We start from the raw sequence: 13634 nt of genomic DNA, 5'->3' as shown, positions 1-13634 counted from the left end.
CGCTATGGCGCTGGCCTTGCCGGCGTTGAAGTGAGCGACCTTGATCGGTCCATGCAGGAATTTGCCAAACGCATCGGCGAGGCCGTCGCCAAGGGCGGCGAACTTGAACGTGTTTTGTCGGCGAACGGCGTAGCGATCCGCGACGTGAACGGCAATGTGCGGCCGACCATGGAATTGCTTCGCGAGTTTGCCAACCTGATCAAACATGCTGGCTCGGAACAGGAACGGCTCTATCTGGCGCAACTGGCCTTCGGCCGTGCCGGCGCGACGATGGTCAATGCACTGAAGGACGGCGCGCAAGCGATCGACACCATGGCGGATGCGGCCGGCGAGGCCGGCGCTGTGATCGAGGACGAATTGATCCGCAAGGCGGAAGAGGTAGACGACGAGTTTGCCGCCCTTCAAACCCGCATGACGACCTTCGCCAAGCGTGAAGCGGTCATCTTCATCGATCAACTTTCCAACATCGGCGACGAGCTTCGCGCCTTCCGCGACAATCTGATCGGCGCATGGGAAGCCTTCGATGGCTTCTGGAACTCGATCACCGGCCGCGATCCGACCTCGATCGCGATGGACAAGCTGCGCACCCGCCTGAACGCCGCGAAGGTCGATGGTGACTATGGCGAGGGCTTCAGCCTTCAGGATATGGACTTCGGTCCGGCCGCACCGAAGAGCGACCGGCTCGGCTCGCCGCCGCGTCGCACGATCGTCAACGTGCCGAAGGATGATGCCGGTGGTGGTGGCCGTGGTGCGCGCCGTGGTGGTGGTGGTGGCGGTGGTGGTCGATCGCCGATGGACGAAGCACGCCAGCGCCTTGACGCCTATGCGGCCATTCTTGCCGGTGGCAGGCAGTTCATCGCGCAACAGGAAATGGAGCAACAGGCGATCGGCAAGACGGCCGAAGAGGCTGCACGGCTTCGCCACGCGCACGACATGCTTCAGCAGGCCGAACGCGCCGGCATCGCCCTTGGGCCGCAACAGCGTGCCGAACTAGACGCGCTCGCCGCGTCCATGGCGAAGATCGAAGCCGCGACGATCGCAGCGGCCGAAGCCCAGGAACGTGCTGTCGAGCTTCAGCAGTTCCTTGGCGAAGAGTTCACGTCGCTCTTCGGCGGCATCCTGAGCGGCGCAATGACGGCCGAAGAGGCTGTCAGTCGGCTTTTGTCGTCGCTGATCGACGCCGCCCTTCAGGCCGCGTTTCTCGGCAAGGGACCGTTCGGCGGCATGTTCGGTGGCGTCGGCATTCTGACGAAGCTCTTCGGCTTCGCGGAAGGCGGCTATACCGGCGATGGCGGGAAGTATCAGCCGGCCGGCGTCGTCCATCGCGGCGAATACGTTTTTGACAAAGCGGCCACTTCCCGCATCGGCGTGGCGAACCTCGAAGCCATCCGTTCCGGCGAACTTCCCGGCTATAGCGGCGGCGGGTTCGTCGGCAGCGAGGCCGGCGCGAATGTAGCTCGTCTTCTCCATGCCGGGAACGACAATAGCGGTGTGCCGCCTGTCATGATCAGTGCCCCGATCACTGTGAACGGTTCAGCCGGCACGCCGGAGCAGAACGCCGATCTTGCGCGACGGATGCGGAAGGAAATGGAGGCGACGATGCGCGGCGTCGTCGCTGACGAGATGCGCCGGCAGACCCGGCCGGGGAACTTCGCGAATTCACGATCGAGATGAAGAAAATCGTGCATCTGATCGAGCAAGCCTCTGATTTTTTGCTATAATATGTCTGCGCACGGCGTCGGGTAGCTCCCTACGCTTATCGGCGTCCGGTCTTTTCGTCGGGACCGGACGCCGCCTTCCCGACGAACCGACGAGAAGACCGACGAATGACCCTCATTGACGCCCCTACAGGCAACCCGCCTCAACCGGCTCCCAATGCCCAAATTGACAAAAAGGTAAATCGAACCCGTCGCAAATCGCCCTATCGCGATGCGCAGTTTCGCCCGCTATTCCGCGCCCTTGAGGCTTTTGGGGATGCACGCCGTTCCGGGGAGACTTCAGTTACGTATGCAACCCCCTCCCATCCCTCCTATCCACACCTTCACCTGAAGACCTCTTCCCTTACCCTCAAGCTCCCCGCCGCGCCCGAAACCTTGACCCTTGAGGAAGAGATCAGGGACGCCCGGTTCTGGCGCTCCTACAGCGTCCCGCTCAACCATCTTCCCCGCAACCGCGTTCCTGCCCCATGGCGTGACCTCTCAGACCTTTCCTGCCTCGAATGGCTTCACCACACCATGCGCGCGTCCGGTGGCTCTTGTGGCTTCACTTTGAACCTTTCCGACGACATCGCCGCCAAGGCAGGCGCACAAGCTTCCTCGGCTGGCTGGCTGGCGAAGCGGATCGCACGCGAGTTGAAAGCTGCTACCGGCCGGCACGTCCCGTTCTTTTTCGCCTTCGAAGTTTCCCGCGCCGGCAAGCTTCACGTCCATGGTGAGCTTCAGATCGAAACTGACGAGCACGAGGCCGTTCGGAAGGCGCTACGCCGTGCCGGTGGCGAGTGGGATACCACGCGCCAGCATCAAGCCAAGACCAAGCCGAAGCCGTCTGTCGTCTGGACGAACTATTGCGCGAAGGATTGGACTTCTATGCGCGCGCATCGGTTCAACCATTCCCGGCCCATAAATGGCGACTGGTTCTTCGCCACGAATGAGGCTCGATCGAGCGCGAAAGAAATTTACGAAGAGCGCCGAAAGCAAGTTCTCGAATTGATGCAAACACTTCCGGCTCGAAAATTCAGTCAGCACTGACTTACTACTTGCATTAATCAACATAGATCGAACGATTTACAGTAGACAAAGGTTCCGAACTGACTCATAGGCGTTCCTGTAACTGATCCCCTTACAGGCAACACCAAGCATGACCCCTTCGGAACTCTACCTGCCGGCCGTGAAATACGCTTTCGAGGCCGAAATGCTGACACACCTTCTCCAACACCGGCGCTCGCCTGATCCTGACGCCCTGCGCATGGGCGTTCATTCGCAGCTTCGGCTTGCCGGCATCGACATGGGCGGGCTGGTCTTGAATACGCCGCGCGTCGATCCGGAACTTCGCGGCGATCTGATCGAGGCGCTGATCGCGATCGAACCTTCACCCTTCTCCGGCGAGATCGACCTTAGCGACGTGCGGCTCGTGCTTGGGGAAGTCGGCGATGTTTGGCCTGACACGATTCTTTCAATCCAACCGCTAAAGCAGCTTGACCCCGTGTCGGTGTCATCCTATGTAACACCAACACCGCAACGGAGACACGGCCATGGCAATCAGCAACGCAGAGAAGGTTCGCCGCTATCGCGAGCGTCAGAAAGACAAGCTGAAGGCCGCGAATGACGTAACCGATGAGATCGCGACTCGGAAGTTCTTCGAATACCTCCCTGTTGATGGACAGTGGCAGGACGTGCGCTACTACCTCGAATGGGCGGGCTTCAATCCCGATCACCTTCCCGAATTCACTGACGATACCGACGCGGGATATGACCCGGCAGACGACATGCCCTATCGCGGCTCGATCGGCCGCGCCGAGCGAATGATCGGGATGCTTCTAGATGCCAGCCGTGAGCTTGCCGGCATAGTGAACCGCTACAAGCGCGAAGAACTCGATCGCCACATCGACAAGCTTGAAGTGGCGCTGGGCAATGCGCCTGAAGCCGACCGCAAAAAGATTGCGCGCGAAATCGTCACGATGACGCGCCATCGCGATCAACTGGACAAGCGTGTCCGGTTTGAGATGCCAACCTACGAAGTGAAAGGAGTTTAACGCCTGTTGGACGAACGGGAGCGACCAAGCTCGCCTAGGAAACGTCGCTTGGTCGTTCCACACTATCGAAACATCGCAATCATGAAGGAACCGCGATGAGCAACGTTTTTAACATGCCGGCGGCGCTGGCAGCAAGTAATGCGCCGGGCGCCTTCTACGAGTCGTCAGAATGGCTGCGGAAGGAAATTATGAAGCCACAGTTCCATGAAGCCGGGCACGCCGTTGTCGCGCGCCTTACGGGCTTCCGTGTCGAATGGGTGTCCGTCGATTCCGCGTTCATCGACAGCAATCCTGTAGCCATCGAAAATCACTGCACCGGGTTCGGACCCGTCTGCATGACTATTTCGTCAGAACGGCTCAATCCGATCATCAATCGTGCCGGCAACGCTTGCCGCATTCGAACCAAGCAAGACAAGGAAACGGTTATTGGATATGCGATGCATGTCTTGGCCGGCCCGATGGCGGAGCAGGGAATCGACCCAGCGGGTTTTGATCATACGGTTTGTGAGCGCGATTTCGAGCAGGTCGCAATAGTTCTCCAACTGGCCGAACCGAATAAGGCAGCGAGGAAAAAGCTCATGGCGGTCGCGCGTCGAAAACTCGACCGGATGCTGGATGAGCACTGGGCTACAATCCGCCGCGTGGCCTACGCTCTGCACGAGCGTCGAACGCTTTTCGGAGATGAGATCGACAACATCATGAATGGCTTCGATGTCCGCGAGGCGGCATGATGCGAACCGTCCAAATTGAAACGCCTTTCGGAACGGTCACGGCCACATGGCATCGTGAGGGCCGCATGATCGTCGTCCGTTACGGCGAACGCGAGAAAAGGGAGCGGGCTAGCGAGGACGACGCAACGAACAATTTTGTCGCGCGCAACGTATTGCAGGGATGGGTTGCGGACGATCTAATGGACGACCGCTAGACCTTCAAATATTTTTGAAAGCCCGCCGTTCACCCGGCGGGCTTTTTCTATTGGACGAGAATGATGCGCGCTCCCGGCCCCGAACTGCCACTCGACCCATTTCGCGCCTTTCGCCATCCCGCTTGCCGAGCTTCAGCCTCGCTGCAAAACCAGCGCTCGCCCTTGTCCATCGAAATGACCGTGTCGTGGTAGTAGGGCTGTCCCGGCACGTGATAGATGCGCTCGCCGGTATCGACGCTGACATTGCCCTTGATGTCGCACCCCGATCCGGGGAGCATCGCCGCGAACCGGTCGAGCGGCATGTCAGAGGCGGTGTAACCGACTCCGGCAGCGCCGATCAGAAGGAAGGCGACCGGGAAGGCCGGCAAGCTCTTGAACGCCTGGACGACCGACGTCAGCAAGCCACCCGATCGAGCGCGCGCCGCTTTCTTTAGCTGCGTCCCATGGTCGAACCTGTAGCGCCGAGCGCCGCGCCATGTGCGGTGATAGTCGACCTTCCCCATCAAGCTAAGTTAGCAATGCTTTCCTGCGATCAACCTTCGCGGGAGCGTTAAATTTTAACGATCTGTATCAGTTAGGCGATTCGTTGATGCCAACTGACCAGCCAAGCAGGAAGCCCGGAATTGACGTGTTCTTATTTTGTTCTAGTATGGCTCTTGCAATTCCAGTGGGAATACCACCATCGCGAGGAATTCTAGCTTTCCACACGCGGGAGTATGGGTATCGTCAATGGATCGCAAAGGCTTGGGAAATTGCAGATGGCTAGAAAGCGCAAGGAAGAGGTAAGCGGCAGCTTCCATTATCTTGTTCGAACCGATGGTAACGATAACGCACCAAGGGTGGTGCCTTTTACAGAAGACGAGTTTGGCGATCTCTATCGGGCGATCGATGGGCGACCGCCTTTAGATTTGAAGGATAAGGATGCAGTCGAACGCCTACGGCAACGGGGCGAAGCTCCCCTGGAGAAGGTGACGCTTGCCAACACGCGAACAATCCGAGGCACATTCCGATCCGCATATTGGGGACACTCATACGAGAATACGGAAAAGGGAACTATCCCTGCAAACAGCACGAGTCTGCGGCCGTTTCACTTCATGCTATACCTTTCTGATAGCGGAAAAATTTACATGGGCTGCCAGTATCTAGGGCAGTTTGGCGGTTATCAGGCGCTACGGGAAACCATTTTGAACCTGTTGCCAAATAGGAAGCGCATTCGCTCGCATTCGTTTCGTCTGGGTGCTGGTTACTATCGAGACGCGAAGCCAAAAGAAGTTCGCGTAAACGTAGCCAGCCGTCCTACTAGCATCACTGGACGAGGAGCCGGCGTAGGAAAAATGATGATCGCACTTAGTGCGGAGAAGCGTGACGACACGTTGTCCGACAATGTAAAAAACAGACTGTTTCCGCTTTTCGGCGGCAAACAACAGGACATGCGCAAGGCTGTAGCGGATCTGTTCAAACAGACGGACATTGTCGATTTTAACGACGAAGATATCCAAGACTGCAAGATTATGGCGGAGATGAACGGAAAGACGAGGGTCATTCACGTTTTCGAGGCGGGACACCAAGCCTCGAAATTTCCTTTAAATGTCCAGGTCGACAGACAGCACGGTCACCCTTCGCAGAGTGAAACGTGCAGCGCTTTAGCCGTAGTTCTTAAAGATCATGTCTTATCCGTCACGGAAAATGGTTAGCTTCCGCGAGATCATAGAGAACAACAATGCAACGTTCTATAACTATAGAACGAATGAGAAGACGAGCTTGCGTGCGAGGATTTCCTTCTTTGCGCTCGTCGCTGTTTTCTTATCGATATTTTTAATGGGCGAAATTGGGGATTTTCTTTCTGCTGTAAATACCGTTGTATCTATAATTATTGGTTTTAGTTTTAGTGTTATGTTTTATATAGCGACAGAAAAAGCATCATTGAACATAAATGGTGACTCTCTCGAGCAGCAAAACAAAAAAGAAATAGTTGAGAAGCTAACCAAAGAATTATTCTATAACGTTACATACTTCATATTGATAGCCATATCGGTTCTTGTTTTATCGATGGCCATATTGATCCCTGACGCCTGGAGAATATTACTCGCGGTTGGTGACCTATTCTGGAGCCGGAAGCCGCCGGCTTGGATGGATTCTGCGATGATGGCTGGCAGTATCGCCCTGCGGATTGCTTTTGCCTTTTGTCTGCTTGAAGCCGGCTTCACGTTCGCGCGGCTAGTGGGGCGTGTGAACTTTCTATTCGAAGAGAAGATGAAAAGTCGCTGACAGATGGAGTTTCCATCAAAATCGAGTCAGTGGGTGCCCATAAAATGGGCCGTCACAACGTTACAAAACATCATGTAAGTTATTGATTCTATTGGAACTAAGGCGATTTCAATCCTCTCTCGCAGCACCATCTATACTCCCGGACTGCCTGATTTCCCGCAATCGAGCATGACCCGTTCTTCCCGGTGACTGGGTCCGCCACCGCCACCGCCACGGTCACGGTGCGCCCGCCGCGCAATCCCGGCAAGCCGAATACGCGATTACGGCCCTCAACTCTTCGGGCTATCGTTCCGCCTGCCCGGACATGCAACTCTCCGCCTCCACGCGCCAGCCGTAGACGAACCTGATTTATCGTCGGATACTGGCCGGGCCACAAATAATCAGAGCCGGATTGTCAGATGAAAAACATGCTCATTGGAACCGTCGCTGCAATCATGATCGCGGGGCAAGGGTCCGCTTTCGCCCAGGATCTGGCCGATGGCGAGACGCTTTACCAAAGCTCCTGCCGGGCCTGTCATGGTCCGAGCGCTCAGGGCATGGCCAGTTTCCCCAGGCTGGCGGACAAGACTGAAGAAATTCTCATCGAGCGGCTGCAGGCATATCGCGAAGGCGAGAAGGTCGGCCCCAATTCCGCATTGATGATCCCCCATGCGACCAAGCTGACGGACGAGGATATCGAGAACATCGCAGCTTATATCACGACGACGTTTCCGTAAGATTTCTTGGCCGACCATGCACGAACTGGCGTTTGTGCGCGAAATATATCGTTGCCGCTGCTTTCGGGGCCGCCATATCGGTTTCACTATGGGCGGCTTGATGTAGCAGGACGTCGGCGCTAGCTTCGTGATCCCGTTAGAAGAGCGGGGGAGAATTGTACCAACGTTCGAGGCTGGCGCCTCGACAGCACTGGGAGGAGTGAATGTTGGAAAGATCTCGTATCACAAAAACCCTGCCTTTTGCCGCCGCGCTGGCCTGTTCGACCTTCGTCGTCATGCCTGCGCTTGCCATGGGCACGAACACGACAAGCCTTCAGCACACCGTCGTGCTGGAAGGTCTGCAGGCGCCTTGGGACATGGCGTTCCTGCCCGATGGAACCATGTTCTTTACCGAAAAGTGTCACGGTCTTTCGGTTCTTCTGCCCTCGGGCGAGGTCAACAAGTTGCTCGGAATGAACGAGACCGAAGGCTATGCCACGACGGCCGACGATCTCGTATGCGAGGGGCAGGCGGGCATGAACGGCGTGGCGGTCGATCCGGACTTCGAGGAAAATCGCCGGATCTACGTCTACTCGACCTCCGCCATGTCGGACCCGCGGACCAACAGGGTCCTGCGCCTCGAGGTCAACGAGGAATTGAGTGACGTCTCGGAGCGAACCGACATCGTCGACGACATTCCCTACAAGATGGCTGAATCCGATCATCCATTCGGCGGTCCCGGCGCCCACAATGGCGGGCGCATCCGGTTCAACCCCGGAGACGGGTTTCTCTACGTGACGACCGGCGACAATCACAACAGCGAGATTCCGCAGAGCCCGACCCTCATGGGCAGCAAGGTGCTGCGCATCGACACCGACGGCAACGCGGCTCCCGACAACGCCCCGCCCGAGGGCTTCGACCCGCGCACCTACACCTATGGGCACCGCAATGTGCAGGGCATCGCCTTCCACCCGCAGACCAACACGCCGATCGTCGCCGAGCACGGCCCTTGGCACTCCGACGAGATCACCGTGCTGGTCAATGGCGGCAATGGCGGCTGGGACCCGCGGCCGAACATGGCCGGACGCGAAGATTGTCCGGACGATTATTGCGGCTATTCCCCCAACCAGATGGAAGGCATGAACCGCTTTGAACGTGCGGCCTTCATGCCGATGACGGACCTCGAAACCTACCCCGACGCCATGAAGCCCATCTGGGACAATAACGGATGGTCGCAGGGCACCGGCTCGGCGGAGTTCCTGACGGGCGACCAATGGGGTGAGTGGGACGGCGCGATGGTGGTCGGCATCATGGGGATCGGCTTCGGCGGCACGCCGATCGGTCAGCGCATCGATGTCATTCAGTTGAATGAAGAAGGAACGGAAGTCGTCGACGTGACCGAGATGACTTTGCCGATGGAAGCGGGTCGCTTCCGCTCGGTCGTTCAGGGTCCCGACGGAAGCCTCTACACGGCCGTCGATGAAGGCATGATCCACAAGCTCACGCCTTGATCTGAATGCTGAACGTATCTGCGCCGTTCCCGGACGGCGCGGATACGGGCGTCTTGCGTGACGTCGGCGGGCCCGATGAGGCCGCACATCTATCGCAGCAGCGACCGCCCCGTCATCGCTTTCGGTTGCGCGACGCCCATCAGTTGCAGGAGCGTCGGCGCGACATCCGCCAGCACGCCGTCGCTCACAGTCCCGTCCCACGGCCCGACGATCACCGGCACCGGATTGGTCGTGTGCGCGGTGTGCGGTTCGCCGGTCACGCGGTCGATCATCTCCTCGCAATTGCCGTGGTCGGCAATGACCATCAACTTGCCGCCGCGCCGCTCCACCGCCGCCGCGATGCGCCCGAGCGCGCCATCCACCGTCTCGACGGCGCGGATGGCCGCGTCGAGATCGCCGGTGTGGCCGACCATGTCGGGATTGGCGAAATTGACGACGACGAACTCATGTTGGCCGCCGTCGATCGCCTCCAGCACCCGCTCGGTCAGTTCGGGCGCCGACATTTCCGGCTTCAGATCGTAGGTCGCGACCTTGGGCGAGGGCACCATGATCCGGTCTTCGCCGGGGAAGGGCGCTTCCTCGCCGCCATTGAGGAAGTAGGTGACATGCGGATATTTCTCGGTCTCCGCCAGATGCACCTGCCGCAGCCCCGCCTTCGACACGGTTTCGCTCAGGCCCTCGGCCAGCGTCTGCGGCTCGAACAGCACCTTCATGTGGGCATCGAGCCCGCCGCCATAGGACACCATACCGACGCGCGCGGCGAAATCGATGCGCCGTGGCCGCGCGAACCCGTCGAAACCGGGGTCGACGAGCGCCAGAAGAATCTCGCGCGCGCGATCGGAGCGAAAATTGAAGAAAACGAGCCCGTCGCCATCCTTCATGCCGCCATAGCCGCTTATCACCGTCGGCGTCACGAACTCGTCGGTCTCGCCGCGCACCTGGGCCGCCGCCAATGCTTCGCCGACCGTGGCAGCCCGCTCGCCGGCCGCGTCCACCATCGCGTCATGAGCGCGCTTCACGCGCTCCCAGCGCCGGTCGCGGTCCATCGCGAAATAGCGGCCGCTCACCGTCGCGATGAACGCGCCCTCGGGCCGCCGGCGCTCAAGATCGGCGAGAAATTGCGGCGCGGAGACCGGCGCCGTGTCGCGCCCGTCGGTAAAGGCATGGATCGCGACCGGAATACCGGCACCGGCGATGAGAGCCGCGAGCGCCAGCGCGTGTTCCAAATGGGCGTGAACGCCGCCATCCGACACCAGACCGGCGAGGTGGCAGGTGCCGCCCGAAGCCCTGAGCGCGTCGATCAGCCCGGTCGCGGCCAGCCGCTCGGCCAGTTCCGCGCCATCGGCTGCATGGTTGATGCGCGGCAATTCCTGGTAGACGATGCGGCCCGCGCCGATATTGAGGTGCCCGACCTCCGAATTGCCCATCTGGCCCTCCGGCAAACCGACGCTCGGGCCGAAGGTCGTCAGCGTGGCGTGCGGCCAGGTCGCCCACAGCCGGCTGAAATTCGGTGTCGCCGCCAGCGCCACCGCATTGCCTTCCGCCCGTTCGCTGAGGCCCCAGCCATCGAGGATCGTCAAAACCACCGGTCCGTTCATCTGGGATCTCTCATCCTTCGCATTGCCGCCCGTAGATAGGCCAGTCGCGGCCAGGGCCAAAGCGGAAAATCGTCATTTGCCGCTGCGGGCCGAAGGGTCGAATATCGCCTGCTTGGTTGACAAGCATATCGCCGATCAGTCATCTGCCGCGACTTTCGAGCCCGAGGAACTGCCCGATGACGAATGTCGCCCTGACGGGCCTTGCCCGCGATCTCGCCCATCGCGCCGAGAGCGGACGCCCGGTCCGCATCGGGGTCATCGGTTCGGGCGAGATGGGCACGGATCTGGTCACGCAGGGGATGCTGATGCCGGGCATCGAGGTGGCTGCGATCTCGACCCGCCGCCCCTGGACTGCGCGTGCGGCCATCGAGATCGCCTATGGCGACGATTCGCGCGCCGCCGAAGCCGACACGCAGTCGAAGGTCACGGCCGCCATCGAGGACGGCCGCATCGCCATCACCTCCGTCGAGACCATGGTGACGAACCCGCTGATCGACGTCGTCATCGACGCCACCGGCAAGCCTGGAGTGGCGGCCGATTACGATCTGGTGGCGATGGAGCACGGCAAGCATCTCGTGATGATGAATGTCGAGGCGGACGTGACGATCGGCGCCTATCTGAAGCACGAGGCCGATCGGCTCGGTGTCGTCTATACGGTCGGCGCCGGCGATGAGCCGTCCTCCTGCATGGAACTGATCGAGTTCGCCACCGCGCTCGGCCTCAGGGTCGTTTCCGCCGGCAAGGGCAAGAACAATCCGCTCAACCACGACGCCGTTCCCGACCAGTATCGCGAGGAAGCCGAACGGCGGAACATGAACCCGCGAATGCTGGTCGAGTTCATCGACGGCTCCAAGACCATGGTCGAGATGGCCGCGATCGCCAACGCGACCGGCCTCGTGCCCGACAGGCCGGGAATGCACGGACCGAGCGCCGGCCGCGACGATCTCGCCCGCGTGCTGATTCCGCGTGCCGATGGCGGCGTGCTGTCGAAAAAGGGCGTGGTCGACTACACGATCGGCAAGGGCGTTGCGCCCGGCGTCTTCGTCGTCGTCGAGGCGACGCATCCGCGCGTCATCGAGCGCATGGACGATCTCCATGTCGGCAAGGGCCCGTACTACGCCTTCCACCGGCCCTACCACCTGACCAGCCTCGAAGTCCCGCTCTCCTGTGCCCGCGCGGTCCTCTACGGCAAGGCCGACATGGTCCCGCTGCCGCGCCCCGTCGCCGAAGTCGCCGCCGTCGCCAAGCGCGATCTCGCCCCCGGCGAAACCTTCGACGCCATCGGCGAGACCTGCTACCGCTCCTGGACGATGACCGCCGCCGAAGCCACTGCGGCCCGCGCCGTTCCGGTCGGGCTCCTGGAAGGCGGCAAGGTGCTGAAACCGGTCAGGAAGGGCGACCTCCTCACCCTCCAAAACGCCACCCCCGACACCTCCACCCGCCTTTGGGCGCTGCGCCGCAAGCAGGAAGAAATGGTCGCTAACCTCGGCTAGTCGCCGCGATCTGCACCTTACGGGAGGGGTAAGGGGTGGGGGTATGCCGACCCCGCATTCTCAAAAAACTTATCCCCCTTCGCCCATCCTCCCACATACTCCCCCGCATCGTCCTCGTGGGAACCGGTGCGCACCGGGCATCGGGAGGGCGGCGATGACCTCCCCCCGATGGCGTCGGACACCATCGGGCACGTGAGGGCTGGGAACAGGCCGGCGTCCTGAGGAGCGCGAAGCGCCTCGAAGGGTGCGGAAAAGCCGCTGGGGGCCGAAATCCTTCGGGATGAGACCCGCCGTGACCGGTCGAAAGCCAGACAGCCATCGGTGGGGTGCGCGGGTTCGCGCCACACACATACCATTCGGAAGGCACGGCCCGCGCGCCCCGCTTCCCGTTCTTTGACAATGGCCGGATGCCGAAAAGGCAGGCGCGGCGCCGATCTGTCGCGGCTAGGCTTTGCCAAGCTCCACCGACCTCGCCCGCGCCGCCTCGACCGCCTTGCCCACCAGCTTCTCCAGACGGCCCTCATCCATGAAGACCGCGAGCGCGGCGGCAGTGGTGCCGTTCGGGCTCGTCACCTGCCGGCGCAGTTCCGCCGGCTCGTCCGCGCTTTCGGCCGCAAGGCACCCGGCGCCATAGACCGTCTGCATGGCCAGCAGCTTGGCAATGTCGGTCGGCAGTCCGGCCGACTCGCCGGCCTTGGTCAGGCATTCGATGAAATGGAACACATAGGCCGGCCCCGAGCCCGAAACCGCCGTCACGGAGTCCATCAGTGCCTCGTCGTCGATTTCCGCCACCTTGCCGCTCGCCGAGAGCAGCCCGGTGACGAAGTCCTTCGTCGCGTTCGAAACCCTGTCGTTCGCAACCGTCACCATCATCCCGCGTCCGATCGAGGCAGGCGTGTTGGGCATACAGCGGATGATCGGGGTTGCCGCGCCGAGTATTCCTTCCAAGGTCGCGATTCCCGTCCCGGCCGCGACGCTCAGAAACGTCGTCCCGCCATCGGCCAGGTGACGATAAGCCGGCACGACCGCGCCCATCACCTGCGGCTTGACGGCGAAGATGACGAGTTCGGGCCGCGCATCGATCAGTGCCTCGATCGCCTCATGCGCATGGACGCCCAGTTCGTCCGCCCGCAGCCGCAGCGCGTCGTCGGGCTCCACCACGCCGACCTCGCCGGCCTCCAGCCGTCCAGAGGCCAGCCATCCCGACAGCATCGCATAGCCCATATTGCCGCAACCGACGAGAATGACCCTGATCGACATCGTCGATCTCCCTGACTGTTTCTTTCGTCATGGACCGGCAATCGATTCCGTGCAACCGATGTCGCGCAACCGGAAACCGGCTGGCGGTTCTGGCTGTATCGCGTCAAAGAAGGACGCATTGACGGAAGCGCGG

The 13634-nt window shown here is 60.7% G+C and carries 13 protein-coding genes and 1 pseudogene; 11 read left to right on the top strand and 3 right to left on the bottom strand.

Features of this window, described 5'->3' with window-relative positions; all coding sequences use genetic code 11:
* From PZ895_RS00460 to PZ895_RS00435, 6 genes and pseudogenes are all read left to right on the top strand, one after another.
* A pseudogene (locus PZ895_RS00460) lies at positions 1–1674 on the top strand (hypothetical protein); the annotation flags it as partial.
* Positions 1675–1826: 152 nt separating this feature from the next.
* Positions 1827–2747, top strand: a complete 921-nt coding sequence (locus tag PZ895_RS00455; RefSeq protein ID WP_275837066.1) for a hypothetical protein — start codon at positions 1827–1829, stop codon at positions 2745–2747.
* 109 nt (positions 2748–2856) lie between these two features.
* On the top strand, positions 2857–3324 hold the full coding sequence (locus PZ895_RS00450) for a hypothetical protein (protein ID WP_275837065.1): 468 nt from the start codon (positions 2857–2859) through the stop codon (positions 3322–3324).
* On the top strand, positions 3251–3751 hold the full coding sequence (locus PZ895_RS00445) for a hypothetical protein (protein ID WP_275837064.1): 501 nt from the start codon (positions 3251–3253) through the stop codon (positions 3749–3751). Before PZ895_RS00450 ends, PZ895_RS00445 begins: the two co-directional genes overlap by 74 nt.
* Positions 3752–3846: 95 nt before the next feature.
* Positions 3847–4482, top strand: a complete 636-nt coding sequence (locus tag PZ895_RS00440; RefSeq protein WP_275837063.1) for a hypothetical protein — start codon at positions 3847–3849, stop codon at positions 4480–4482.
* Positions 4479–4676, top strand: coding sequence for a hypothetical protein (locus tag PZ895_RS00435; RefSeq protein WP_275837062.1), 198 nt, complete (start codon positions 4479–4481; stop codon positions 4674–4676). Before PZ895_RS00440 ends, PZ895_RS00435 begins: the two co-directional genes overlap by 4 nt.
* A 47-nt stretch (positions 4677–4723) precedes the next feature.
* On the opposite strand, the gene PZ895_RS00430 is transcribed toward PZ895_RS00435, so the two are convergent.
* Entirely contained in the window at positions 4724–5077 is a 354-nt protein-coding gene (locus PZ895_RS00430) for a succinoglycan biosynthesis protein exoi (protein ID WP_275837061.1), read from the bottom strand.
* A gap of 315 nt (positions 5078–5392) precedes the next feature.
* Between PZ895_RS00430 and PZ895_RS00425 the strand changes: the two genes are divergently transcribed.
* From PZ895_RS00425 to PZ895_RS00410, 4 genes are all read left to right on the top strand, one after another.
* Positions 5393–6370, top strand: coding sequence for a hypothetical protein (locus PZ895_RS00425; RefSeq protein WP_275837060.1), 978 nt, complete (start codon positions 5393–5395; stop codon positions 6368–6370).
* Positions 6363–6944, top strand: a complete 582-nt coding sequence (locus tag PZ895_RS00420; RefSeq protein WP_275837059.1) for a hypothetical protein — start codon at positions 6363–6365, stop codon at positions 6942–6944. The genes PZ895_RS00425 and PZ895_RS00420 overlap by 8 nt, the downstream gene beginning before the upstream one ends.
* Positions 6945–7342: 398 nt before the next feature.
* Positions 7343–7660: a c-type cytochrome gene (locus PZ895_RS00415; protein ID WP_275837058.1), complete on the top strand. Its 318-nt coding sequence runs from the start codon at positions 7343–7345 to the stop codon at positions 7658–7660.
* Between the two features lie 203 nt (positions 7661–7863).
* A complete protein-coding gene (locus tag PZ895_RS00410; RefSeq protein WP_275837057.1) occupies positions 7864–9150 on the top strand; it encodes a PQQ-dependent sugar dehydrogenase in 1287 nt (428 codons plus the stop codon).
* Between the two features lie 89 nt (positions 9151–9239).
* Here PZ895_RS00410 and gpmI read toward each other — a convergent pair whose 3' ends face one another.
* The gene (gene gpmI / locus PZ895_RS00405) at positions 9240–10748 is read right to left on the bottom strand and encodes a 2,3-bisphosphoglycerate-independent phosphoglycerate mutase (RefSeq protein ID WP_275837056.1); all 1509 of its coding nucleotides are present in this window, start codon (positions 10746–10748) and stop codon (positions 9240–9242) included.
* Between the two features lie 176 nt (positions 10749–10924).
* On the opposite strand from gpmI, the gene PZ895_RS00400 reads away from it, so the two are divergent.
* Positions 10925–12241 carry an NAD(P)H-dependent oxidoreductase gene (locus PZ895_RS00400; protein ID WP_275837055.1) on the top strand — a complete coding sequence of 439 codons (1317 nt, stop codon included), beginning with the start codon at positions 10925–10927 and terminating at the stop codon, positions 12239–12241.
* Positions 12242–12685: 444 nt separating this feature from the next.
* Here the strand turns inward: PZ895_RS00400 and proC are convergent, their stop codons facing one another.
* On the bottom strand, positions 12686–13501 hold the full coding sequence (proC, locus tag PZ895_RS00395; protein WP_275837054.1) for a pyrroline-5-carboxylate reductase: 816 nt from the start codon (positions 13499–13501) through the stop codon (positions 12686–12688).
* Between the last annotated feature and the right edge of the window lie 133 nt (positions 13502–13634).

This window comes from Mesorhizobium sp. YIM 152430, from assembly GCF_029210365.1.
Classification (GTDB): domain Bacteria; phylum Pseudomonadota; class Alphaproteobacteria; order Rhizobiales; family Rhizobiaceae; genus Aliihoeflea.
The sequence above is the reverse complement of the archived record's forward strand: the minus strand, read 5'-3'. Positions and strand labels throughout refer to the sequence as shown.

What these genes read in the sequence shown, in the direction of transcription:
- PZ895_RS00455 (WP_275837066.1), top strand. Translation starts at nt 1,827, where the DNA reads ATGACCCTCATTGACGCCCCTACAGGCAACCCGCCTCAACCGGCTCCC.
- PZ895_RS00450 (WP_275837065.1), top strand. Translation starts at nt 2,857, where the DNA reads ATGACCCCTTCGGAACTCTACCTGCCGGCCGTGAAATACGCTTTCGAG.
- proC (WP_275837054.1), bottom strand. Translation starts at nt 13,501, where the DNA reads ATGTCGATCAGGGTCATTCTCGTCGGTTGCGGCAATATGGGCTATGCG.
- PZ895_RS00435 (WP_275837062.1), top strand. Translation starts at nt 4,479, where the DNA reads ATGATGCGAACCGTCCAAATTGAAACGCCTTTCGGAACGGTCACGGCC.
- PZ895_RS00420 (WP_275837059.1), top strand. Translation starts at nt 6,363, where the DNA reads ATGGTTAGCTTCCGCGAGATCATAGAGAACAACAATGCAACGTTCTAT.
- PZ895_RS00400 (WP_275837055.1), top strand. Translation starts at nt 10,925, where the DNA reads ATGACGAATGTCGCCCTGACGGGCCTTGCCCGCGATCTCGCCCATCGC.
- PZ895_RS00440 (WP_275837063.1), top strand. Translation starts at nt 3,847, where the DNA reads ATGAGCAACGTTTTTAACATGCCGGCGGCGCTGGCAGCAAGTAATGCG.
- PZ895_RS00425 (WP_275837060.1), top strand. Translation starts at nt 5,393, where the DNA reads ATGGGTATCGTCAATGGATCGCAAAGGCTTGGGAAATTGCAGATGGCT.
- PZ895_RS00445 (WP_275837064.1), top strand. Translation starts at nt 3,251, where the DNA reads ATGGCAATCAGCAACGCAGAGAAGGTTCGCCGCTATCGCGAGCGTCAG.
- PZ895_RS00415 (WP_275837058.1), top strand. Translation starts at nt 7,343, where the DNA reads ATGAAAAACATGCTCATTGGAACCGTCGCTGCAATCATGATCGCGGGG.
- gpmI (WP_275837056.1), bottom strand. Translation starts at nt 10,748, where the DNA reads ATGAACGGACCGGTGGTTTTGACGATCCTCGATGGCTGGGGCCTCAGC.
- PZ895_RS00410 (WP_275837057.1), top strand. Translation starts at nt 7,864, where the DNA reads ATGTTGGAAAGATCTCGTATCACAAAAACCCTGCCTTTTGCCGCCGCG.